The sequence below is a fragment of the Nonomuraea maheshkhaliensis genome (assembly GCF_039529435.1).
Lineage (GTDB): Bacteria > Actinomycetota > Actinomycetes > Streptosporangiales > Streptosporangiaceae > Nonomuraea > Nonomuraea maheshkhaliensis.
Genome location: NZ_BAAAMU010000025.1, coordinates 18,469 through 38,968, shown reverse-complemented (window position 1 = coordinate 38,968; position 20,500 = coordinate 18,469). Strand labels below are relative to the sequence as shown.

Sequence of the window (20,500 nt, the reverse complement as noted above, 5' to 3'; positions counted from 1 at the left end):
GCCGCAGGAAACCGGTGCGGCCGAGGCTCTGGCGGATCGGGGAGCCGTGGCCGGGAGAGCCCGGCGCTTCGCCGTCGGGGGCGCCGCACTCGCCGCGCTCGTCGTCGTGGCGGTGCTGGCGTACTGGCTGGGCGGCCGTGGCGGGCAGGTCGAAGGGGCCGGGCCCAGGCCGAGCCCCACACCGACGCCCACCACCACCCTCACGGTGCCGGACGTCTTCAAGCTGGTCGGGCCGTCGGTGGTGGTCATCCAGGCCGGCCAGTCGCTCGGGACCGGGGTGATCGCGGCCGACGACGGCACGATCCTGACCGCGCACCACGTCATCGACGGCGCCAAGGACGTGAACCTGACGTTCGCCGACGGCACCAAGGCCAAGGCCGCGGTCTCGTCCTCGAACCCCAAGCTCGACGTCGCCACCCTCAAGCCCGCCAAGCTCCCGGAGATCGTCGTCCCCGCGACGCTCGGCGGCGGCGTGAGCGTGGGCGCGCCCGTCGTCGCGATCGGCAACCCGCTCGGCCTCACCTACAGCGTCTCCACCGGCGTCGTCTCCGGACTCAACCGCACCGCCGACCGGAGCAAGGAGGACGGCGACCTGAAGGGGCTCATCCAGTTCGACGCCTCCGTCAACCCGGGCAGCTCAGGCGGGCCGCTCCTGGACGCCCGCGGCCTGGTCGTCGGCATCGTCGTCTCGATCGCCGACCCAGGAGGCGACGAGGCGTTCGCCGGCATCGCGTTCGCCGTGCCGATCGGCCTGGCCCTGGGCGGGGGCACCGACGGCGACGGCCCGCCGGGCGACGGGCCGCTGATTTGACCGACGAGAGGGAACACCGCATGGCCTCGACCAACCCGTCAGACCACCCGCTCGAACAAGTGCTGTTCGAGGTCAAGCGCACCATCGTCGGACAGGACGTGCTGCTTGAGCGCATGGCCGTCGCCCTGATCGCGGACGGCCACCTGCTGGTCGAGGGCGTGCCGGGCCTGGCCAAGACGCTCGCGGTCAGGTCGCTGGCCGCCGCGATGGCCGGCAGCTTCCAGCGGGTCCAGTTCACCCCCGACCTGGTGCCCGCAGACCTCGTCGGCACCCGGGTCTACCACCAGCACTCCGGGGAGTTCAGGACCGAGTTGGGCCCGGTGTTCGCGAACCTGCTGCTGGCCGACGAGATCAACCGCGCCCCCGCCAAGGTGCAGAGCGCCCTGCTGGAGGTGATGCAGGAGCACCAGGTGACGATCGGCCGCGAGACGTTCAAGGTGCCCGAGCCGTTCCTGGTCATGGCGACGGAGAACCCGATCGAGTCGGAGGGCACCTATCCGCTGCCCGAGGCGCAGGTCGACCGGTTCATGATGAAGGTGATCGTCGACTATCCGGCGCCGGCCGAGGAGCAGGCGATCGTGGCCAGGGCGCTGCGCCCGCCCGAGCCGCCGCAGCCGATGGTGACGCCCGAGGGCCTGATCGCGATGCGGGCGCGCGCCCAGCAGGTCTATGTTGACCCGGCCATCGTCGACTACGCGGTACGGCTGGTCGGCGTGACCCGGTCCCCCGCGACGGCCGGGCTCGGCGACCTGGAGCGGTACGTCACCTATGGGGCGAGTCCCCGGGCCTCCATCGCGCTCGTCACGGGGGCCCGCGCGCTGGCGTTCCTGCGCGGGCGTGACTACGTGCTGCCGCACGACCTGGCCGAGCTCGCTCTCGACGTGCTGCGGCACCGCCTGGTGCTCTCGTACGAGGCCCTGGCCGACGACGTCGATCCCGACACGATCATCACCAGGGTGCTCGGGGCCGTCAGGGCGCCCGACGTCGTCCTGCAGAACCGCTGAGCCGCCATGGCAACCGCCCCAGAGAAACTGCTGCTCCGCCTGGAGTGGAAGGTCGTCCGCAGGCTCGACGGCCGGCTCCAGGGGGCCCACAGGACGACGTACCGGGGCTCGGGGATCGACTTCACCGGGCTGCGGCCTTACACGGAAGGCGACGACGCCCGCCACATCGACTGGAACGTGACCGCCCGGCTGGACGAGCCGCACCTGCGCGTGTTCACCGAGGACCGCGAGCTGACGGTGTGGCTGGTGCTCGACCGCTCGGCCTCCATGGGGGCGGGCCGGCCGGGGCGCGGCAAGCACGACGTGCTCGCCGAGCTCGCGCTCGTCCTGACCCGGCTGTTCGGGCGGGGCGGCAACCGCGTCGGAGCCGTGCTGTTCGACACGGGGATGTTGCGCGTCGTCCCGCCCGGCACCTCCCGGCGGCACGCGCTGCGGATCGCCGCCGAGCTCCAGAGGACGTCGGGGACGCGCGGCGGCAGCACCACCGACCTGGCGGAGATGATCGACGCGGCCGGACGGCTCGCGCGCCGCCGCGCGCTCGTCGTCGTGCTGTCGGACTTCATCGGCGAGGGCGACTGGGAGCGCTCCCTGCGGCGGCTGGCCCGCCGGCACGAGGTGGTCGCGCTGCGCATCGTGGACACCGCCGACGACGTGCTGCCCGAGGCCGGGCTGATCGTGGTCGAGGACGCGGAGACGGGCGAGCAGCTTGTCGTCGACTCCGCCGCCCCGCTGCTCACCGGCCGCTTCCGCGCCGCCGTGGACGAGCGCGACGCCCGGCTCACGGCGGGCATGCGCCGGGCCGGGGTGCCGGTCCACCGCATCGACACCGACCGCGACCTCGGCGAAGCCCTGGTCGAGGTCGTCGCCAAGACCGGGAAGCGGGCGACATGACGGGGCCGATCACTGGGCCGATCATTACCGACCCGAACGGGCTCTCGGGGGAGGCTCCATGACCTGGTCCGCTCCGCTGCTGCTGGCCGTCGGGCTGCTGGTCACGGCGGCGCTCGCCTACGCGGCCGCAGTCTCCGCCCGCCGCAGGAAGGCCGCGCTCGCCGCGGCCGGCCTCGCCGTGCCGGGCGGACGCCGGGCGTACCTGGGAGTCGGCCTGACCATCGCCGGCGTCGCCGTGCTCGCCATCGCCACCGCCGGGCCGGCGGCCATGGTGCCGGTCCCGCGGGCCGCGGGCACCGTCATCCTGGCCATCGACGTCTCCAACAGCATGAGCGCCGACGACGTCGCGCCCACCCGGCTGGCGGGCGCGCAGCGGGCGGCCCGCGCGTTCGTGGCGGCACAGCCGGACAGCGTGGACATCGGGGTCGTCGCGTTCGAACGGGGGGCGCTCACCACCGCCAGGCCCGACGCCGACCACTCCGTGGCGCTGAAGGCCATCGACCGGCTGAAGGTCACCGGCGGAACCTCGCTGGGAGCGGCCATCACCGCCTCGCTGACGGCGATCACCGGCAAGCAGGCGGCCCTCGGCCGTGACGGCGCACCGCCGCCCGACCTCGGCTACTGGCCGTCGGCCACCATCGTGATCTTCTCCGACGGCCAGAACCAGGGCAACGACGTCGAGCAGGTCGCGGCCCTGGCCCAGCAGGCGGGCGTGCACATCCACACCGTCGGCGTCGGCACCACGGCCGGTGCGGCGGTCAAGGTGGACGGCTACAACCTGCAGACCTCACTGGACGAGGACACCCTCACGCTGATCGCGCAGACCACCGGCGGCGAATACCACCCCGCCACCGACACCGCGCGGCTCGACGGGGTCGCCGGCACCATCGACCTGCGGCTCACCGTCTCCGACGAGCCGCTGCCCCTCGCCGGCGGGCTGATCGGGCTCGCCCTCGTACTGCTCACCGCAGGAGCGGCGCTCACCGTGCTCCGATCAGGACGGGTGATCTGAAATGACGTTCTCATGGCCGTGGGCGCTGCTGTCCATCCTGATCCTCCCGCTGATCCTGGGCATCCGCTGGTGGGCGCTGCGCCGCCGGCGGCGGGCCGCCGTCCGCGTCACCTCGATCGCCCTCGTCCGCAGCGCGCTGCCCGGCCGGACGCGGTGGATCCGCAAGATCCCGCCCGCCCTGTTCGTCACCGGGCTCGCCCTGCTCGCGGTCGGGGCCGCGCGGCCGCAGGCGTCGGTCCCGGTGCCGCAGACGGCGGCGACGATCCTGCTCGCGCTCGACACCTCGGGCTCCATGTGCTCGACGGACGTGGACCCCAACCGCCTGACCGCAGCCAAGAAGGCCGCCGCCGACTTCATCGAGTCGCTGGAGGGCGGGCCGCGCATCGGCCTGGTCACGTTCGCGGGCAGCGCCGGCCTGCTCGTCCCGCCGACCGATGACACCGACGCGCTGACCGAGGCGCTGGAGAACCTCACCGTCGCCCGTGGCACCGCGATCGGCCAGGCCATGCTGACCTCGCTCGACGCCATCGCGGAGGTGGACCCGTCGGTCGCCCCCACCGGCGCGGACCCCGGCACCGGAGCCGGTGAGGGCCACGCCGCCGCCGCGATCATCGTCCTCACCGACGGCGCCAACACCCAGGGCGTGGACCCGCAGACCGCCGCCCAGGAGGCGGCCCTGCGCCGGGTCCGCGTCTATCCCATCGGCTTCGGCACCACGACTCCGGCCCCCATGGTCTGCGAGAACTCCCAGTTCGACGGCCGCGGCTTCGGCGGGTGGGGCGGCGGCTGGGGCGGTGGCGGCGGCTTCGACCGGGGCGGACGCAACATCCGCATGATCGACGAGCCCGCGCTCAAGCAGATCGCCCAGACCACCGGCGGCGCCTACCACCGCGCCGAGAACGCCGACCAGCTCAAGACCGCGCTCGAAGCCCTGCCGGGCAGCTTCAGCGTCATCAGGCAGCGGGTCGACACCGCTGCCGCCTTCGCGGCCGGCGGCGCGATCTTCATCGTCACCGCCCTGTCGCTCTCCCTCTGGTGGAACCGCCCCCGTACGGCGTCCCGATAAGCGGCGCTCAGTCGCCGGAGACCAGGCGGGCCGGGAAGCCGCCGGTCGCGATCGGGCCCCAGCGGTCGATGTGCAGCCGGATCAGGGACTTGTCCTGGCGGCGCATGGCCTCGCGGTACTCGTCCCAGTCGGGGTGCTCGCCGGCGATGCAGCGGTAGTAGTCCACCAGCGGTTCGAGCGCCTCGGGCATGTCCAGAACCTCCGCGCGACCGTCCACCTGCACGTACGGCCCGTTCCAGTCGTCTGACAGGACGCAGATCGACGCGCGGTCGTCACGGCGGGCGTTCACGGCCTTGGCGCGGTCGGGATAGGTCGAGACGACGATCCTGCCCTCCTGGTCGACGCCGCAGGAGACCGGCGAGAGCTGCGGCCGGCCGTCCGCGCGCGTGGTGGACAGCAGGCCGTGGTGGCGCGGGCGGAGGAAGTCGAGCAGTTCGGGCAGTTCGACGCGGCGGGCGGTCGCGATGCTGGGAGCCATGACACTTGCCTTTCCTTAAGGACGTGGCTCAGATCCTTCCACTCCTGACGCGAGGAACACCCGATCCGAAACGGGGACGTAACAGGCGTCCTACATGCTCGGTATCACCCTCCGCCCCCGTTAGGAGAATCATGAGCGTGTCGCGGACGTACGGACGACGGAACTTCCTGCGGGCGGCGGCGGCCCTGACCAGCGCGGGCGGCGCGATCCTGGCCGGCGCTCATCGTGCCGCCGCCAGTCCGACGCTGCCGAAGGAGATCCTGCAGCCCCGCAAGGGGCCGATCCACGGCAGGCACTACCTCCCGTCCACGACCGAGCAGGTCACGTGGGGGTACGTGCCCGCGCTGGGCAGCGAGCCGGTGCTGCGGATCAGGTCCGGCGACACGGTCACCGTCGACACGGTCTCGCACGAGGGCATCCTGGAGGACCAGGGCCGCGACCCCGTCGCCTACTTCGCCCGGCACGGCGTGCCCCGGTCGGACGTGCTCCAGGACGCCATCGCCATCGCCCGCGACTACGACCGCACGCCCAGGGACTTCGACCTCGACGGCCCCCACGTCGTGACGGGCCCGATCCACGTGGCCGGTGCGCGGCCCGGTGACGTGCTCAAGGTCGAGATGCTCTCGATGCTGCCCCGCGTCCCGTACGGAGTGGTGTCCAGCCGCCACGGCAAGGGCGCGCTGGCCCGGCAGGCGAACGGCGGCGCCCCCGACGGCATCACGCTGGAGGAGGTCATGCCGCCCGTGGCCACCGACGGCCGCCCCACAGGAGATCCGCTCAGGTACGGCAACGTCTCGGTGTTCACCCCGGTCCGGCGCGGACGCAAGGGCGTGGCCAGCGGCGTGCTCAAGCGCGGCAGGAAGGCGGAGGTGACGTTCCCGCTGAACCCGTTCATGGGGGTGATGGGCGTCGCGTTCGCCGAGGCGGGCCGGCCGACCGACCCGCTGCTCAACAGCATCCCGCCCACTTTGGGCGGCGGCAACATCGACATCGCCCACCTCGGCGCGGGCGCCACCTTCTACCTGCCGGTCTTCGCCGAGGGCGCGCTCTTCTACACCGGCGACCCCCACCACGCGATGGGCGGCGGTGAGGTGGCGCTGACGGCGATGGAGGGCTCGCTGCGGGCCACGTTCCGCCTGACGGTGTGCAAGAAGGGCTCGGGGGACGCCCCCTCCGTCGCCTTCCGCTACCCCTTCGGCGAGACGGAGGACGCCTGGCTGCCGATCGGCCTGTCCGATCCGGACGGCTCCAGGAACGGCCAGGTGAACGACCTGGACGTGGCCATGCGCCGCGCCGTCGTCAACGCCCTCGACTTCCTGGAGCACGACCAGGGGATGGACCGCGCCGTCGCCTACGCCTACCTGTCGGCCGCGACCGACTTCGAGATCTCCCAGGTGGTTGATCGGACCACCGGCGTGCACGGGCTCATCCGCAAGGAGCACTTCTGAGCAGGGTCTACGCGATGTGGCGGCGATCACATTCGGTGTGTGGATTCGTCCACAGATGATCCGTTGCCGTCTCCGTAATGTCTTTCTTGCCGGAGCACCCCGGCGGAACGAAAGACAGGGGAGGAACCCGAAATGCGTAAGGCTCTTGCGATCGCGGCACTGGTCGGTTCGGCTCTGACGGGTCTGGCGGTGAGCCCGGCCGCGGCTCGGGCCAGCACCACGAGCGCCGCTACGGTGGCCACGGTGAGCTGGGGGAAGTTCTTCTCCAGTGATCACAAGGCGTACACGTTCGGCAAGACGTGGAAGTCGCACGGCAAGGTGTTCACGAAGTGGTACGGGGTGGACAAGGTCGGGGGTAAGAAGGGCTGGGTCTGGTTCGAGGTGTACCAGGGTGGTCACTGGAAGAAGTTCAACAAGTCCTGGGACGGTGAGGTCGTCGGCGCGTGGAGCGGCAAGGGCATCAAGAAGGTCTACACCTTCACCTGCTGGGCCGGGAAGTTCGACAACTGCGGCAAGAAGTACCGCATCTACTGAAGAGCGGTCAGGCCGATGCCGACCAGCACGAGTCCGGCCGCGCAGGCCACCGTCCGCAGCGTGTTGAACGCGGTCCAGCGCGGCGAGTACTCCTTCCACGACATGGTCCCGGCGTCGATGGCGTTGTTCATCGGCACGTTGATCACCATCGTGACCAGGAACGAGCCGACGAAGTTGACCGCCGCCGCGGCGAAGAACCAGACGGACGACGCGACGAACCCGGCCACCAGCGCTGCCACCGGCGAGCCGAGGAACACGAGATACAGCCACGGGTTGAGGATCTTCCGGTTGATGCCGCGCATCGCCTCCTCGGCCCTGGCGGGGGCGAGGGTGTTCAGGCCGGGCATGACGGACATGGAGAAGGTGTAGAAGAGGCCGGTCAGGGCGCCGTGCAGCACGAGGGTGATGAGCGCGAGTGCGAGCATGGTCATATCGTGACCGCGCCGGCCGGGACGGTCCATGGTCGTCCCGCTCAACCCCATACGTGAGCGTCCACACGGCACCCCGAGAGTCCTGGGGGGACCGCTACCTACGTCAGCGGGTGCCGTCGATGAAGGCGCTCCGGTGCTCCTCCGCCCATGAGGCGAAGGTGCGCGCGGGCCGTCCGGTCAGCTCCTCCACCACCGGCGTCAGCCCGGCCGGCCGCCCGTCGCGGCTCTCCCAGTAGTCGAGCAGCGCGTCGCCGACCGGACCGTCCACGTACGGGCCCGCCTGCGCCTTCCACTCCTGCCTGCTGACCCGCTTGATCACGATCTCGCGCCCGATCGCGCGGGACAGCGCCGCGATCTGGTCGGCGAACGTGAGCGACTGCGCCCGGTCGACCGGCGTTCCCGCCTTGATCGGCCGGGCCCAGGCGAGGGCGTTGCCGCAGAAGGCGCCGGGCCGCGGCAGCGTGGCGCGCACCGGTGCGGCGGTCAGGGCCCGCTCCGCCTCGACGTGGGATCTGGCCGGCGGGCCGGCGCCGCGGGCGCCGAGCTGGTAGGTGTGCAGGCCGCCCGCGGCCCCGATGCCGTCGCTGCCGCCAGGGGTCCAGGGATCTCGCACATGGTCACGTTCTCCCGGCCTACCGCCGTTGGCAAGGCGCGCGTACGTCACATCCCCGGAGTAGTCTCGCGTCGTGGCGCGTTTCCTGTGCTCCGCCTGCCGGCGCCCGATCACCGCGCCCGTCAGGAAGATCCCGCTGCCGCCGTGGAAGGAGCCCCCTGAGGGGGCGACCGAGTGGTACGAGCGGATCAAGGAGCCGCGGATGCCGCGCGGCACGTACGCGGCCAACCACCGTCCGGGCGAGTTCTCCGGCGAACCGCCCGGCCTGGTCATCCATCCCGGCGACGCCATGGGCACGCGGCTGCACCCCGACGCCTCCCGGATCACCGGCTGCTGCGGGATCAACACGCAGGGCGGGCTGCCCAACCTCGTCTGTGAAGGTTGCGGCGCCGAGCTGGCCGTGCACCAGGCCGACTGTTACACGGAGAACCAGGTGACGCTGGTGGCGGAGGCCGTGATCCTGTCCTACGCCGACGACTGAGCCGCGTGGAAAGCGATTGCCAGACTGGGGCCGACTTGTTGGAAAGCGGTTGCTGACTGGGACGAAAGGGATCATGTAAGGTGAGCCGGGCAGCCCCCCACCGGCCTGGAGTCACGCCGTGCCGCACATGTCCCGCCGCCAGGTTCTCTCCCTTCTCCCCGCCGCCGGCCTGCTCGCCGCGGCCACCCCCACCCCCGCCTCCGCGCGCGCCGCCGCGGCCGTCGACCATCCACGCGTGCTCGCCAACACCGTGGCGATGCTCGCGGGCACCACCGAGGTCAACGCCCGTCCCGAGCTCGCCGGCAAACTCGCCTCGATCCTCGCCACCGCCAGGCAGCGCCTGGCCGCCATGGACCAGGCGGGCGACGGCGAGCTGTTCGCGGGCCTGCGGCTCGGCACCGACGACGTGCAACTGCGTCAGGCCTTCCAGTACCTGTACGAGATCGCGCTCGCCACCCGCACCCCCGGCAGCGCACTCGAGGGCGACGAGGCGGCGCGGCGACGGGCCGCCGACGGCCTGGTGTGGCTGCACGAGCGCTACTTCGGCGACCAGTCCGCCGGCTACTACGGCAACTGGCACAACTGGGAGATCGCCATCCCCACCCACGTGAGCAGGACCCTCGCCCTGCTCGGCGACCAGGTGCCAGAAGGTCTGACGGCCACCTACCTCGCCACGATGGACGCCTACCTGCGCAACGGCAAGAACGGCGACGTCGACCTCGACTCCCGCTTCCACACCGGCGCCAACCTGGCCGACATCACCGCCAACCGGATCCTCCAGGGCGCGCTCACCGGCGACGACGCCAGGGTCGGCAAGGCCATCTCCGACCAGGCCACCGTCTTCGCCACGATCGACCCGTACGACCTCCAGCACGGCGTCACCGACGGCTACTACCGCGACGGCTCCTTCATCCAGCACCACCGCGTCGCCTACACAGGCTCGTACGGCCGCGCCCTGCTCAGCCGCGTGGTGCAGACGCTCAAGATGCTCGAAGGCGTGGGCGGCGGCGCCTCGGCCGACCTGCCCGCGGTGGTCTACCGCTGGGTCGCCGACGGCTTCGCCCCGCTGATCTTCGAGGGCTGGATGATGGAGATCGTCAAGGGCCGGGCGGTCGTGCGCCCCGCCACCGGCTACACCGACGTCGGCGTGATCGCCGAGGCCGTCGCCGACCTGACCGAGCACGTGGACGCCGCCGGCGCGCTGGCGCTGAAGAAGTACCTGAAGTTCCTGCCGGCCGCCGACCAGGCCGCCTTCGTCTCTCCCGGCAGCATCGCCCGTTACGCGGCGATCCGCGCCGACTCCTCCGTCCCGGCCGCCGACCTCAACCCGGCCGAGCGCAGCGTGGCGTTCAACGCCATGGACAGGACCGTGCACCGCCGCCCCGGCTACGCCTTCGCGCTGGCGCGCAGCTCCGACCGGATCAGCAAGTACGAGTACATGAGCGGCGAGAACCTCATGCCCTGGTTCCAGGGCGACGGGGCCTACTACCTCTACCTCTCGGGCGAGGACCAGCGCGAGGTCTTCGGCGTCGACTACTACACGACCGTCTCGCCGTACCGGCTGGCCGGGGTGACCGCGCCGGTCGAGGAGCGGCGGACGGTCCCCGAGTCGTACGGCGGCCGCCTCTGGTACGAGAACCCGGGACATCCGCTCAACTTCACCTCCTCGTCGGAGTCCCAGAACACCTACGTCTACTTCCCCGTCTCGGGCAACTCCTTCTCCGGCGGCGCCACGCTCGGCGCGTACGGCGTGAGCGGCATGATCCAGACCGACGACGCCGCCTACACCGCCAAGCAGGCGGGCATCCTGCCGGAAGACTTCGTCGTCTACCGCAACGCCCGCGCCACCAAGTCGTGGTTCCTGCTCGACGACGAGATCGTGGTGCTGGCGGCCGACGTCTCAGGACAGGGCGGGCGCGACGCTGTCACCACCGTGGACAGCCGCATCGCCGCCCCCGGCGACGCGGTCACGGTCACCGGCGAGTCGTGGACCGGCCGGGACTGGCGGCCGGGCGACAGCGCGCCGCCCCGCTGGCTCCGTTACGCCAACGGCACCCGCGGCACCGCCATCGGCTACGCCTTCCTCAGCCGGCAGCCGGTCAGCGCCGGGCTGGAGACGGTGACCCGCAGCCGCAGGGTCGTCCGCACGGCCAACCCCGACACCAGCGTGACCAAGAACGTCTTCACCGCCTCGATCACGCATCCCGCCAAGGGCGGCCTCACCTCGCTCGCGTACGCCCTGGTGCCGAACGCCGACGGGGCCCGCCTGCGTGCCTACACCCGGGGGCCGCTGACCGTCCTTGCCAACGACCGGCACGTGCAGGCGATCCGGCACGAAGGGCTCGGCATCGTCGCCGCCAACGTCTTCACCGGCGGCCCCCGCCACGTCGAACGCCTGCTCGTCGACGGCCCCGCCTCGGTGATCGTCCGGTCCGATTCGCGCAGGTCAGGCGGGCGTACGACCGTCGCCGTGTCCGACCCGACGATGAAGCGCGACCGCGTCACGGTGATGCTGCTGGGCGAGTCGCTCAGGCTCGACGGCGCGGACGAGGGGGTGACGGCGAAGCGGGTGCCCGGCGGCACCTTGGTTCAGGTGACGACCCACCACGCCTACGGCCGCACCTTCACCGCGAACCTGCGCTGACGTATCTGGAAAAGTGGTCATTTGGTGAGCACTTATCCGCGTGAAGATGGAGCCATGCACATCCTCCCCGACGCCGCCGCCTGGCGATCCTGGCTGGCCGACCACCACGACTCGGAGACGGAGGCGTGGGTGGTGCTGGCGAAGAAGGGCACGACGGAGCCGACCAGCCTCGGCTACGAGCAGGCGCTGGAAGAGGCGCTCTGCTTCGGCTGGATCGACGGCCTGACCCGCGGGCGCGACGCCGCCACGTACCTCCAGCGCTACACCCCGCGCCGCCGGCGCAGCGCCTGGTCGAGGTCGAACGTCGAACGGGTGGCCCGGCTGCGGCAGGAGGGCCGCATGGCTCCGGCCGGCCTGGCCGAGGTCGAGCGCGCCCTGGCGGACGGCCGCTGGAACACCGCCTGACCTCGGCCGCCGGAGCGTCGCCGGGGTGCCGTCAGAGCCCGGCCGCCGGAGTGCCACCCGGTGCGCGCCCGGGGAGCCTGGTTGCCGATCATTGGTGATCGGCAGGGCGAACCCTGATCAAATCCTGCGGCGACCTTGCCCCGTAGGACGGCTCGTGGCCGGGTGTCGCGGGCCAAGCTTGCCGTGACAGGTTCCGGCCTCGGGCAAGACAGGCAGGTTCTCATGGTTGGACGATCCGCCGCCGCCCTCGCGCTGATCGGCTTCCTGGCGTGGCCCGCTCCGGCGCACGCGGTGACATTGGAGCAGCGGCTCGCCGCGCTGTCCGCGTTCACCCAGCCCACCGCGTCCAGCGCCGCGGCCTGGTACGGCGCCTGGGCGGACCCGGGCTCGTGGACCGACTACGGCTTCGACTGGTCCACCGACCTGTGCTCACGCAGCCCCGACCGGCCGCTCGGGTACGACTTCCGGATGCCGTGCGCGCGCCACGACTTCGGCTACCGCAACTACAAGGCCGTCAAGCACTTCCCGGCCAACAAGGCCCACGTGGACGAGGCGTTCCTGTACGACATGAACCAGGTGTGCGCCGGCTACGGGGGCGCGCGCAAGCTCGCCTGCGACCGGCTCGCCTGGTCCTACTACCAGGCGGTCCACCGCCTGGGCGGCTACGACCTCAACGTCAACCCCGCCGACGAGGACCCCGCCGAGGAGCTGGCCGCCGAGCCCGCCGGCTGAGCCCGCCGCCTGAGCCCGCGCTGTCAGCCCCGCCACCTGCGGTGGGGAAGTTTGGTGCTCCAGTTGCCCCCACTGGAGCGATGCCAGGTTAATGGCCGATCGTCCGGTTTGTATAGGTTTCGCATCGCGTTCCTTTCGCCCGCACGTCCTCACGCCCACCGTTGACTTTATGTAGTCAATCGATTACTACTCGTGGAGTCAATGTTCGCGGCAGGAAGGATCCACCCCGTGCGACGTGCTCTCACCGGCCTCGCCCTCGCTTGTTGCGCCCTCGCCCCGGCGCTCCCGGCCCACGCCGCCGTCCCGGCCGGTAACGCGCCCTCCTGCGTGGTCGTCTGGCAGACCACCGGCACCATCACCAAGACCGGATACGCGCGCAACAACTGCGGCCGGACCCTCCGCCTGAAGATCATCTGGGCCCACGGCACCGACGGCGAGTGCCGTACCGTCGGCTCGGGCGGCACCATCTGGTCCAAGGTCGCCCGCGGCGTCAGGACGTTCGACGGCGCCAGCAGCTGCTGACCTGCTTCTTCCGGCTCCCCGCCTCCCGGCGGGGGCCGGCTCAGGAGCGGCTTCTCCTGGTACGGAGCCGCGCGGCGCCGACCTCGGGCAGGGGGTGCGGGAAACGGCCGGCGGAGAGCCAGGCGGCCCCCGAGGTGTCGGCGCGCACGCCGACGTTCTTCAGCCGGTCCACGAACTGCCTGCGCGACTTCGCCGAGCCGTCGAAGAGCACGTGATCGACGCCCGCGAGGTCGCTCGGCCACCTGAGCGTCCCGAAGTCGACGAACAGCGTACGGTCGCGGTTGAGCGCCCACGCGTACCCGGCCTCGAACAGCACGTTGGGCCGCGGCTGGCCGGACAGCCGCTCCGGCACCTCCGCGAGCGCCGGATGCAGCGCGGCGACGTCGTCGGGCGAGAAGAACACGACGGTCGCGTACGACATGCGAAACCCGGCCTCCAGGATGTCCGTGGCGTGCTGCCCCTCCCGGCGCGCCCGCAGCCGGGCCGCGTCCCAGTCGACCACCTCGACGCCCAGGGAGCCGAGGAAGGCTTTCATCGCCTCGACGGCTTCGTGCCAGCGTCCGTGCGCGAGGAACACCTTACGGCGATTTCGCCACCTCACGGATCAGTGACCTTTCCGCGGAGACTGCGCGGGAAAGGTGAATTCGCTCAGACTCGGGGCGCCGCGATCGCCCGTTCGCGGCTCGCTGGCCGACAGCACCTCTATCCAGTCCGGCGCCGTCTGGGAAAGCGCGTTGTTGCGTTCCTCCAGAATTTCCACCGTCTTTCCGATCGCCTCTTCGAGATCCCTCTCATCGAGAATGGGCATGGCGTTGTGCGACTTGGACTCGATGACGTTGAGCAGGATCTCCATCTCCAGGGAATCGGTGCCGGAGATGCGCTGCAGGACGTCTCGCAACTGTTTGGCTCTCATCTTCTTCATGCGCGGTGCCTTCCTCCACCGGCCGGCCGCAGCGGCTGCAGCAGCTCACGCAGACCTCCCCTGGCCTTCTGCAGGTGACTGCGCACGGTCGACGGGCTGATCCGCAGCTCCGTGGCGATGCTCTTGACGTCGTGGTCCAGGATGTAGTGGCGGATCGCCACCTCCGCCTGGCGCGGCGGCAGCCGGTCCAGCGCCCAGCGGACCATCGCGGCGCCGATCACCTGTTCGTCCGGGGGTTCGTGGGCGAGTCGCGCTCCGGGGGCCTCGTCCTCCCTGGTCAGGTCGGTGGCACGTTCCCTGGTCAGCTTGCTCGTCTGCAGCCGCCGCCAGACGTTGATCGCGATCCTGATCACGTACGCCGTGGGCTGTTCGGCGCCGCAGACCTTCTGCCAGTGGCGGAGGACGAGCACCATCGTCTCCTGGGAGATGTCGGCGGCCAGGTTGTCGTCCTGCGTGCGCAGCCGCATGATCGCCAGCAAGGCCGGATAGGTCTCCTTGAAGAATTCGGAGAAGTCGTCCAGCAGGCAACTCATATGGGCGCCGGGTGAATCCGACGCGCCCCAGGTCTGCGGCAGGTCGAGCTCGTCGGACCGGCGCGGGCCGCCGGTGTTCCCGGGAGGGATGGCCAGCAGGACGGGCGCCACGTCGTCGCTCGTCGCATCGTCGCTTGTTTCCGCCAAATCACTCGCTCCTAGCGTGATTGCGTGCGGGGCGCTACCCCTCCGCGGTCAGGTGGCCTCAGGACGACCTCGTCCCGATACCCCATTGAGTCGGCGGCGACCCCGGAATGTCTACGTGGAGTAACGCATCGACGATGGTTCGCTCATCGATGTGGTGCATTCACGTATCAGCTGCAATACACGCAACAAAAGCGCTTTTCGCCCTTTAAAAGGGGCGTTGCTGCGTTACTGGCGAATTTTGGCGGGGTGGGCTCAGTGCGCGCGGTACCAGTCGAGCGTGGCGGCCACGCCCGCCGCGTGCGGGGTGACCTCGACCGGGCCGAACGCCGCGCGGAAGGCCGAGTCGTCGGCGACGAACGGGCGGTCGCGCTGGTACCACGTCTCGCCGAGCGCGCGCACGGTCGGGTTGACCAGGCCGAGCAGGCGCTGCGTGCCACGCCCGAGCCCGGCGATCTTGGGGGTGCCGCCGGCCACGGCCCAGACCAGGTCGAGGAAGGCGCGGCCGGTGACGGGCTCGGCGGCGGGCAGGTGCCAGGCGCGGCCGTCGGCGCCGTCGTTCTCGCCGAGGGTGACCAGGGCGGCGGCGATGTCGGGCAGGTAGGCGACGGTGTGGGGCTGGTCGAGGTCGCCGACCCAGCGGGCGGTCTTGCCGGCCAGCGCGGCGGCGAAGATCGTCGGGCCGATGGTGGTGTTGGTGCCCCCGGGGCCGTAGTAGTCGGAGGCGCGGCCCAGGGTGGCGCGGACGCGGCTGGCGCGGTGGGCGTCGAGGATCAGCGCGTCCACCTCGGCGCGGGCCCGGCCCTGGGGGTTGGTGGCGGCGTGGGGCAGGTCCTCCGTCATGGGTCCTGTGACGGGTCCGTAGACGTAGAGGTTGTCGGCCATGACCAGCTTGGCGCCCGCGGCCTCGACCCCGGCGAGCACCGTACGGGTGAAGGCGGGGAACTCCTCGGCCCAGCGCTCGTACTTCGGCTGCGCGCACTGGTAGACGACGGCGGCGTCCTGGCAGGCGGCGACCGCGCCCTCGGCGGTGGCGATATCGGCGGCGAAGGCGGTCATCAGGGGCTCACTGGAGGTGGCACCGGACTCGCCGGCGGCGGTTTCACCAGCGGTGCCACTCGCGCGCGGCTGGCCGGCCCCCGAGGTGGCGTGGCGGCTGACGGCGCGGACGCGGTGGCCGCGGGCGGTGAGCGCGGCGACGACGGCCGAGCCGATCGCGCCGGTCGCGCCCAGAACCACGTGCAGATCTGACATGTCGGATGCCTCCTTGTCGACCACCCTAGTGATCCGCAAGACTCCGTGATCGACAGCCCCGCACCGACAGATCCCCATTTTTCAAAAGATGGGCCACTCTCGTCCTATATATGGGCATATGTCGCTTTCGTTGCTTCCCACCCGGGCACACGAGGTAAAGGACGACGCCTCCACGAGGCGGAACCGGATAAGGGGGACTCTCCGATGACCTACCATCACGCACCCCGGATGACCGGCTGGGTCGGCTGGGTCTGGTTCGGCGGCGCCATGATGATCATGGCCGGACTGTTCAACGTCATCACCGGCCTGGCCGCCGTCTTCGCCGAACGCGTCTACGTGCAGACGGCCGCCCGCCTGCTCATCTTCGACGTCACCACCTGGGGCTGGGTACATTTCGTCCTGGGCGTGCTCGTCCTGGCCACCGGCGTCGCCGTCATGGTCGGCCAGAACTGGGCCAGGGTCGTCGGCGTCGTGCTGGTGATGCTGAACGCCCTCACCCAACTGACCTGGATCGCGGTGAACCCCTGGTGGTCACTCGCCGTCATCGCGATCGACGTGCTCGTCCTGTACGCGCTCATCGTCCACGGACGTGAGGCCAGGCTCGACTGAGCTCAGCGCAGGTCCTTGGCGTAGCAGTAGACCAGCGGTTCGCCCACGTACTTGCCGTAGGGCGCGGTCGCCCGGTAGCCCGCGCTCTCGTAGAGGGCGATGGCCTCCGGCTGAAGGTGGCCGGTGGCCAGCCGCAGCCGGTCGTAGCCCATCTCGGCCGCCAGGCCCTCCAGCGCCTTCAGCAGCGACCGGGCGATGCCGCGCCCCCTGTGGCCGGGGGTGACGTACATGCGCTTGAGCTCGCCGGTCGTGCCCTCGGCCGGCTGGACGGCGCCGCACCCGGCGGCGAGGTCGTCGACCTCCGCCACCAGGAACCTCGCGTCGGCGTGCACGGCCGAGCGGCCTTCTGGCCCGTACTTGGCGACCAGCTCGCCGAAGGCCGCGTCGATCAGGGCGGCGAGACCGGCGTCCGTGAGGGGGCGTTCCACGATCCGCATGCGGGCGAGCCTAACGCCCCCTCGGATGACGCTCGTGACAGGGGCGCCTGGTCAGGCGGGGTCAGGGCCGTACGCGGCCGCGATCTCCTTCGAGCCGGTCCACTTGCTGTAGGTGGGTGCCTTCGGCCAGCCGTCGGGGTAGTCCTGCCACTCCTCCTGCCGCCCGTACGGCAGCAGGTCGATCAGCCCGAACGTGTAGCTGAGCTGCTCGGTGCCGCGGCCGTTGGTGTGCCAGGTGCGGTAGACGGCGTCGCCGTCGCGCAGGAACACGTTGACCGCGAAGCCCCCTCCGGGCGGCGCACCGACGTCGGAGCCGAACGGGCTGTTCGCGGTGGAGTACCAGGTCATCTTGTTGCCGACCCGCCGCTTGTAGGCGAGCGCCTCGTCGATCGGGCCCTGGGTGACGATGACGAAGCGGGCGTCGTAGTCGTCGAGGAACTCCAGCCGGGTGAACTGCGAGGTGAACCCGGTGCAGCCCGGGCACTGCCACTCCTTGCCCTCGAACCACATGTGGTTGTAGACGATCAGCTGCGGCTTGCCCGCGAAGACGTCCGCGAGCCGGACCGGCCCCTCCTCGCCGTCGAGGACGTAGTCGGGCATCCGCACCATGGGCAGGCGGCGGCGCTGGGCGGCGATGGCGTCGAGCTCGCGGGTCGCCGCCTTCTCCCTGACCCGCAGCTCGTCGAGCTGCTTCTGCCAGGTCTCGGCGTCGACGATGGGCGGTAGCGCGTTGGTGCTCATGAGTTGTCACTCCTCGTACGTGTTGTCGTCCGGACGAAGAGGTAGACCGGACGGGGCCGCGAAACTCATCGGTGCACCCGGCGGGATCACTCCCGGTGGCCTCGCCCTTCCCCGCCGGGCCGCCCGAACAGCCTGTCGAGGCTGCGCCGCTCCCGTTTCGTGGGACGGCCCGCGCCCCTGGCGCGTACGGCCACCGTCACGACCTCCTCGCGCGGTGGAGGCGGCGGGCTCTTGTCCACGTAACACTCGGCGGCCACGGCGGCGCCGACCCGCTTGGTGATGATCCGGGAGACGACCACGACGCGTTCGCGCCCGTCGTGCCGCAGCCTGATCTCGTCACCCACCCGGACGGCGTGCGCGGGCTTGACCCGCACCCCGTTGACCCGGACGTGACCGCCCCGGCAGGCGTCGGACGCGACGGAACGGGTCTTCGTCAGCCGGACCGACCAGATCCAGCTGTCCACCCGCGCGCTCACCTGCTCCTCTGCCACCCCGCCACTGTACTGACCGGCGTCGCGCGCCGTCGATCGCCGGCAGGCCCGGCCGGATCCGCGCACGGCGTAACCCGGCCGGAATAGCGCCGCCCCGCGCGGGGGATGGGTCCCGTCATGGTCCCCCTGAGGCGGGCGTTCCGCGCCCCCATGCTCACCGTGGTCTTCGTCCTGCTCGTCACCGCCTTCATCGCGCCGCCGGCGGGCGCGGAGCCCCGTAAACGCCCCAAAACGGTGTCGGAGGCCCACGCCAAACGCATGCTCGGCCAGCTCAAGGTGGCCAGGGCCCTGTCCATCCGGGGTTACCACCGCAAGAAGTTCCGTCCGCACTGGCCGCGCCGCAAGGGCGCGTGCAGCACCCGCGAGCTGGTCCTGGCCCGCGACGGCCGCCGCGTCCGCAAGAACGCGGCCTGCCACCCGGTCAAGGGGATCTGGTACAGCCCGTACGACGGCCGGCGGCTGAAGAGCGAGCGGCTGGTGGACGTCGATCACGTGGTGCCGCTCGCGTACGCCTGGCGTTCCGGGGCGAAACGCTGGAGCCAGGCCAAACGGCGCGCCTTCGCGAACGACCTCACCCGCGCCGAGCTGCTGACCGTCAGCCACTCGGCCAACATCGCCAAGGGCGGCCAGGGCCCGCAGAGCTGGCGCCCGGCCCGCCGCGCCTACTGGTGCCGATACGCGACCTCCTGGATCAGCGTGAAACACCACTACCGGCTCTTCGTGACCAGGAACGAGCGCCGCGCGCTGCTCAACATGCTCCGCACCTGTTGAGGGAGCTAAAGTCCCGGGCTCGGGGCGGGCTCGACGACGTGGATCTCGCCGGGGCGCAGGTCCTGGTTCACCCGCGCCACGTAGCCGGCGAATTCGAGGATGGAGATGATCGCGGTGTTCATCGTCCGCTGGGCGTTCTTCAGCTCGGCCACGACGGGGTCGCTGGTGAGGCGGGCGATGTCCACCTGGACGAAATGATGGGTCAGGACGGGGTTGACCCGCCATTTCAGGTACAGCTCCGGCGGAAGACGCTGGTCGTCCGCGATCTCCACGTAGACGCCGGAGGTGAGCGAGGAGTCGAAGGTGCCCGCGATCGGCAGACCGGCCCTGGTCAGGGTGGACTTGACCTTCTCAGCGAAGATCTGGTGCTCGATCAAGGTCGTCCTCCGGATGGCCGCCGCGAGACCGGGTCACTCTAGCAAGCGGGGGGCCGGCGTCTCGTGGACGTCGGCCCCGCAGCTGACGGGCGTTTCTAGGGAAGATCGAAGTGTTTGCGGAGCAGTCAAGGTACCTGTGAAAAATGGCCGGATCCGGACACACCCCCCGGACGATCACGCTCGCGCCCGCTCACGCCTGCGCAGAACCAGGGCCAGCACCAGCATCGCGAGGAAGACCGGGACCATCACGGCGCCGTAGATCTTGTAGATGAGCAGCGGATCGTCCCCGGCGAGCCCCGCCCAGTCCCACACGCCGTGCAGCACGATCGCGACGGCCAGGCCCCCGGCGACGAGCCCCGTACGCGCGCCCCTGCCGGGCCGGTGGGCGGCAGCGGCGACGCCGAGGCCGAACAGGGCGACCATGAGCGGGTGGAAGAACGGCACCAGCACCGCGCGCAGGATGAGGCTGGCGCCGAGCAGGGCGACGGCGTTCACGTCGGACGTGTCGGACCCGGTGAAGGTGGTGACGGCGCGGCCGAAGTAGAGCACGTTCTCCGTGAAGGAGAAGCCCGCGCCGACGAGACCGGCGTACACGATGCCGTCGAGCAGGCCGGTGGGCAGGGCGGCGAACTGGTCGCGGCGGCGCGCCAGCAGCCACACCAGGAACAGCCCCTTGAAGACCTCCTCGGTGACCGGGGTGATCACCAGCGGCCGGAACCAGGCGCCGAACTCGGTGCCCACGGTGGTGTCGACCAGGGCCTGCAGCCCCTGTTGCGACCAGAGCGAGCAGAAGGCGGCGATCGAGGCGCCCCACACGAACGCCGAGACGGTCAGGTGGCGCGGGCGTCCATGCTGTCGGCGGCCGAGCCAGAGGAACGCGCCCGCCACCGCGCACGTGACGAGTGCCGACAACGGCAGGCCGACTGCCACCCCGTCCAGGCCGATCTGCGTGCCCACCCAGAAGATGGAGCTGAGCCAGGTGGCACCCGCCACGACCGGCCAGAGCACCCATGCCCGGCCGCGCGCCGGGCTCGTCGATGTTCGCATCGCGATTCCTCGTCTCCTTCCGGTGCCCGCGGGGGTGCGGGCCGCCGGTTGAAGGAGACACCGTGCCGTTACGGCATACTCAAATCGACCGGCCACGGACAG

26 protein-coding genes are annotated in these 20,500 nt (G+C 71.1%); 14 read left to right on the top strand and 12 right to left on the bottom strand.

Annotation, left to right across the window (positions count from 1 at the left end):
• Positions 1 to 46 precede the first annotated feature (46 nt).
• Genes ABFX54_RS19025 through ABFX54_RS19005 form a run of 5 tightly spaced genes read left to right on the top strand, consistent with a single transcriptional unit; the run spans position 47 to position 4,784 of the window.
• Positions 47 to 811, top strand: coding sequence for a S1C family serine protease (locus ABFX54_RS19025; protein ID WP_346106522.1), 765 nt, complete (start codon positions 47 to 49; stop codon positions 809 to 811).
• A 20-nt stretch (positions 812 to 831) separates the two neighbouring features.
• Entirely contained in the window at positions 832 to 1,815 is a 984-nt protein-coding gene (locus tag ABFX54_RS19020; protein WP_346106520.1) for an AAA family ATPase, read from the top strand.
• A gap of 6 nt (positions 1,816 to 1,821) precedes the next feature.
• A complete protein-coding gene (locus ABFX54_RS19015; protein ID WP_346106519.1) occupies positions 1,822 to 2,706 on the top strand; it encodes a DUF58 domain-containing protein in 885 nt (294 codons plus the stop codon).
• Between the two features lie 58 nt (positions 2,707 to 2,764).
• Positions 2,765 to 3,718: a VWA domain-containing protein gene (locus tag ABFX54_RS19010; RefSeq protein ID WP_346106517.1), complete on the top strand. Its 954-nt coding sequence runs from the start codon at positions 2,765 to 2,767 to the stop codon at positions 3,716 to 3,718.
• Between the two features lies 1 nt (position 3,719).
• Positions 3,720 to 4,784 carry a VWA domain-containing protein gene (locus tag ABFX54_RS19005; protein WP_346106515.1) on the top strand — a complete coding sequence of 355 codons (1,065 nt, stop codon included), beginning with the start codon at positions 3,720 to 3,722 and terminating at the stop codon, positions 4,782 to 4,784.
• A 7-nt stretch (positions 4,785 to 4,791) separates the two neighbouring features.
• Here ABFX54_RS19005 and ABFX54_RS19000 read toward each other — a convergent pair whose 3' ends face one another.
• Entirely contained in the window at positions 4,792 to 5,262 is a 471-nt protein-coding gene (locus tag ABFX54_RS19000) for a PPOX class F420-dependent oxidoreductase (protein ID WP_346106514.1), read from the bottom strand.
• 131 nt (positions 5,263 to 5,393) lie between these two features.
• Between ABFX54_RS19000 and ABFX54_RS18995 the strand changes: the two genes are divergently transcribed.
• Complete coding sequence (locus tag ABFX54_RS18995) at positions 5,394 to 6,710, top strand: acetamidase/formamidase family protein (RefSeq protein WP_346106513.1); 1,317 nt, start codon at positions 5,394 to 5,396, stop codon at positions 6,708 to 6,710.
• A 132-nt stretch (positions 6,711 to 6,842) separates the two neighbouring features.
• A complete protein-coding gene (locus tag ABFX54_RS18990) occupies positions 6,843 to 7,244 on the top strand; it encodes a hypothetical protein (protein ID WP_346106462.1) in 402 nt (133 codons plus the stop codon).
• Here the strand turns inward: ABFX54_RS18990 and ABFX54_RS18985 are convergent.
• Positions 7,238 to 7,669 carry an anthrone oxygenase family protein gene (locus ABFX54_RS18985; protein ID WP_346106511.1) on the bottom strand — a complete coding sequence of 144 codons (432 nt, stop codon included), beginning with the start codon at positions 7,667 to 7,669 and terminating at the stop codon, positions 7,238 to 7,240. The genes ABFX54_RS18990 and ABFX54_RS18985 overlap by 7 nt on opposite strands.
• A gap of 109 nt (positions 7,670 to 7,778) precedes the next feature.
• Positions 7,779 to 8,288 (bottom strand): Rossmann-fold NAD(P)-binding domain-containing protein, encoded by a 510-nt coding sequence (locus tag ABFX54_RS18980; protein WP_346106509.1) that lies wholly within the window; start codon positions 8,286 to 8,288, stop codon positions 7,779 to 7,781.
• A 73-nt stretch (positions 8,289 to 8,361) separates the two neighbouring features.
• Between ABFX54_RS18980 and ABFX54_RS18975 the strand changes: the two genes are divergently transcribed.
• The 5 genes from ABFX54_RS18975 (at position 8,362) to ABFX54_RS18955 (ending at position 13,072) form a co-directional block, all read left to right on the top strand.
• Positions 8,362 to 8,769 carry a hypothetical protein gene (locus ABFX54_RS18975; RefSeq protein ID WP_346106507.1) on the top strand — a complete coding sequence of 136 codons (408 nt, stop codon included), beginning with the start codon at positions 8,362 to 8,364 and terminating at the stop codon, positions 8,767 to 8,769.
• Positions 8,770 to 8,896: 127 nt separating this feature from the next.
• Positions 8,897 to 11,413, top strand: coding sequence for a polysaccharide lyase family 8 super-sandwich domain-containing protein (locus ABFX54_RS18970; protein ID WP_346106648.1), 2,517 nt, complete (start codon positions 8,897 to 8,899; stop codon positions 11,411 to 11,413).
• 54 nt (positions 11,414 to 11,467) lie between these two features.
• On the top strand, positions 11,468 to 11,818 hold the full coding sequence (locus ABFX54_RS18965) for a YdeI/OmpD-associated family protein (RefSeq protein WP_346106505.1): 351 nt from the start codon (positions 11,468 to 11,470) through the stop codon (positions 11,816 to 11,818).
• A 222-nt stretch (positions 11,819 to 12,040) separates the two neighbouring features.
• Positions 12,041 to 12,550, top strand: a complete 510-nt coding sequence (locus ABFX54_RS18960) for a phospholipase (RefSeq protein ID WP_346106503.1) — start codon at positions 12,041 to 12,043, stop codon at positions 12,548 to 12,550.
• Positions 12,551 to 12,778: 228 nt separating this feature from the next.
• The gene (locus ABFX54_RS18955; protein WP_346106501.1) at positions 12,779 to 13,072 is read left to right on the top strand and encodes a hypothetical protein; all 294 of its coding nucleotides are present in this window, start codon (positions 12,779 to 12,781) and stop codon (positions 13,070 to 13,072) included.
• Between the two features lie 40 nt (positions 13,073 to 13,112).
• On the opposite strand, the gene ABFX54_RS18950 is transcribed toward ABFX54_RS18955, so the two are convergent.
• From ABFX54_RS18950 to ABFX54_RS18935, 4 genes are all read right to left on the bottom strand, one after another.
• Positions 13,113 to 13,673, bottom strand: a complete 561-nt coding sequence (locus ABFX54_RS18950; protein WP_346106499.1) for a TIR domain-containing protein — start codon at positions 13,671 to 13,673, stop codon at positions 13,113 to 13,115.
• Positions 13,674 to 13,676: 3 nt separating this feature from the next.
• On the bottom strand, positions 13,677 to 13,994 hold the full coding sequence (locus ABFX54_RS18945) for a hypothetical protein (RefSeq protein WP_346106497.1): 318 nt from the start codon (positions 13,992 to 13,994) through the stop codon (positions 13,677 to 13,679).
• Positions 13,991 to 14,674 carry an RNA polymerase sigma factor gene (locus ABFX54_RS18940; RefSeq protein ID WP_346106495.1) on the bottom strand — a complete coding sequence of 228 codons (684 nt, stop codon included), beginning with the start codon at positions 14,672 to 14,674 and terminating at the stop codon, positions 13,991 to 13,993. The genes ABFX54_RS18945 and ABFX54_RS18940 overlap by 4 nt, the downstream gene beginning before the upstream one ends.
• Before the next feature lie 252 nt (positions 14,675 to 14,926).
• The gene (locus ABFX54_RS18935; RefSeq protein WP_346106493.1) at positions 14,927 to 15,925 is read right to left on the bottom strand and encodes an NAD-dependent epimerase/dehydratase family protein; all 999 of its coding nucleotides are present in this window, start codon (positions 15,923 to 15,925) and stop codon (positions 14,927 to 14,929) included.
• 204 nt (positions 15,926 to 16,129) lie between these two features.
• On the opposite strand from ABFX54_RS18935, the gene ABFX54_RS18930 reads away from it, so the two are divergent.
• Positions 16,130 to 16,534 carry a DUF7144 family membrane protein gene (locus tag ABFX54_RS18930; protein WP_346106491.1) on the top strand — a complete coding sequence of 135 codons (405 nt, stop codon included), beginning with the start codon at positions 16,130 to 16,132 and terminating at the stop codon, positions 16,532 to 16,534.
• 2 nt (positions 16,535 to 16,536) lie between these two features.
• Here ABFX54_RS18930 and ABFX54_RS18925 read toward each other — a convergent pair whose 3' ends face one another.
• From ABFX54_RS18925 to ABFX54_RS18915, 3 genes are all read right to left on the bottom strand, one after another.
• A complete protein-coding gene (locus tag ABFX54_RS18925; RefSeq protein ID WP_346106489.1) occupies positions 16,537 to 16,971 on the bottom strand; it encodes a GNAT family N-acetyltransferase in 435 nt (144 codons plus the stop codon).
• 51 nt (positions 16,972 to 17,022) lie between these two features.
• Positions 17,023 to 17,712, bottom strand: a complete 690-nt coding sequence (locus ABFX54_RS18920; RefSeq protein WP_346106488.1) for a DUF899 domain-containing protein — start codon at positions 17,710 to 17,712, stop codon at positions 17,023 to 17,025.
• 86 nt (positions 17,713 to 17,798) lie between these two features.
• Positions 17,799 to 18,203 carry an RNA-binding S4 domain-containing protein gene (locus tag ABFX54_RS18915; protein ID WP_346106486.1) on the bottom strand — a complete coding sequence of 135 codons (405 nt, stop codon included), beginning with the start codon at positions 18,201 to 18,203 and terminating at the stop codon, positions 17,799 to 17,801.
• Between the two features lie 117 nt (positions 18,204 to 18,320).
• Between ABFX54_RS18915 and ABFX54_RS18910 the strand changes: the two genes are divergently transcribed.
• Positions 18,321 to 18,974 (top strand): HNH endonuclease family protein, encoded by a 654-nt coding sequence (locus ABFX54_RS18910; RefSeq protein ID WP_346106484.1) that lies wholly within the window; start codon positions 18,321 to 18,323, stop codon positions 18,972 to 18,974.
• Between the two features lie 5 nt (positions 18,975 to 18,979).
• Here ABFX54_RS18910 and ABFX54_RS18905 read toward each other — a convergent pair whose 3' ends face one another.
• Together ABFX54_RS18905 and ABFX54_RS18900 are read right to left on the bottom strand one after the other, a co-directional pair.
• Positions 18,980 to 19,351: a hypothetical protein gene (locus ABFX54_RS18905; RefSeq protein WP_346106483.1), complete on the bottom strand. Its 372-nt coding sequence runs from the start codon at positions 19,349 to 19,351 to the stop codon at positions 18,980 to 18,982.
• A gap of 174 nt (positions 19,352 to 19,525) precedes the next feature.
• Positions 19,526 to 20,398 carry a PrsW family intramembrane metalloprotease gene (locus ABFX54_RS18900; RefSeq protein WP_346106481.1) on the bottom strand — a complete coding sequence of 291 codons (873 nt, stop codon included), beginning with the start codon at positions 20,396 to 20,398 and terminating at the stop codon, positions 19,526 to 19,528.
• Between the last annotated feature and the right edge of the window lie 102 nt (positions 20,399 to 20,500).

Excerpts from the sequence above, each read along its gene's own strand:
- ABFX54_RS19020 (WP_346106520.1), top strand. The coding sequence starts at position 832 with ATGGCCTCGACCAACCCGTCAGACCACCCGCTCGAACAAGTGCTGTTC.
- ABFX54_RS19015 (WP_346106519.1), top strand. The coding sequence starts at position 1,822 with ATGGCAACCGCCCCAGAGAAACTGCTGCTCCGCCTGGAGTGGAAGGTC.
- ABFX54_RS19010 (WP_346106517.1), top strand. The coding sequence starts at position 2,765 with ATGACCTGGTCCGCTCCGCTGCTGCTGGCCGTCGGGCTGCTGGTCACG.
- ABFX54_RS19005 (WP_346106515.1), top strand. The coding sequence starts at position 3,720 with ATGACGTTCTCATGGCCGTGGGCGCTGCTGTCCATCCTGATCCTCCCG.
- ABFX54_RS19000 (WP_346106514.1), bottom strand. The coding sequence starts at position 5,262 with ATGGCTCCCAGCATCGCGACCGCCCGCCGCGTCGAACTGCCCGAACTG.
- ABFX54_RS18995 (WP_346106513.1), top strand. The coding sequence starts at position 5,394 with ATGAGCGTGTCGCGGACGTACGGACGACGGAACTTCCTGCGGGCGGCG.
- ABFX54_RS18990 (WP_346106462.1), top strand. The coding sequence starts at position 6,843 with ATGCGTAAGGCTCTTGCGATCGCGGCACTGGTCGGTTCGGCTCTGACG.
- ABFX54_RS18985 (WP_346106511.1), bottom strand. The coding sequence starts at position 7,669 with ATGCTCGCACTCGCGCTCATCACCCTCGTGCTGCACGGCGCCCTGACC.
- ABFX54_RS18970 (WP_346106648.1), top strand. The coding sequence starts at position 8,897 with ATGTCCCGCCGCCAGGTTCTCTCCCTTCTCCCCGCCGCCGGCCTGCTC.
- ABFX54_RS18965 (WP_346106505.1), top strand. The coding sequence starts at position 11,468 with ATGCACATCCTCCCCGACGCCGCCGCCTGGCGATCCTGGCTGGCCGAC.
- ABFX54_RS18960 (WP_346106503.1), top strand. The coding sequence starts at position 12,041 with ATGGTTGGACGATCCGCCGCCGCCCTCGCGCTGATCGGCTTCCTGGCG.
- ABFX54_RS18945 (WP_346106497.1), bottom strand. The coding sequence starts at position 13,994 with ATGAAGAAGATGAGAGCCAAACAGTTGCGAGACGTCCTGCAGCGCATC.
- ABFX54_RS18935 (WP_346106493.1), bottom strand. The coding sequence starts at position 15,925 with ATGTCAGATCTGCACGTGGTTCTGGGCGCGACCGGCGCGATCGGCTCG.
- ABFX54_RS18930 (WP_346106491.1), top strand. The coding sequence starts at position 16,130 with ATGACCTACCATCACGCACCCCGGATGACCGGCTGGGTCGGCTGGGTC.
- ABFX54_RS18925 (WP_346106489.1), bottom strand. The coding sequence starts at position 16,971 with ATGCGGATCGTGGAACGCCCCCTCACGGACGCCGGTCTCGCCGCCCTG.
- ABFX54_RS18920 (WP_346106488.1), bottom strand. The coding sequence starts at position 17,712 with ATGAGCACCAACGCGCTACCGCCCATCGTCGACGCCGAGACCTGGCAG.
- ABFX54_RS18910 (WP_346106484.1), top strand. The coding sequence starts at position 18,321 with ATGGTCCCCCTGAGGCGGGCGTTCCGCGCCCCCATGCTCACCGTGGTC.
- ABFX54_RS18900 (WP_346106481.1), bottom strand. The coding sequence starts at position 20,398 with ATGCGAACATCGACGAGCCCGGCGCGCGGCCGGGCATGGGTGCTCTGG.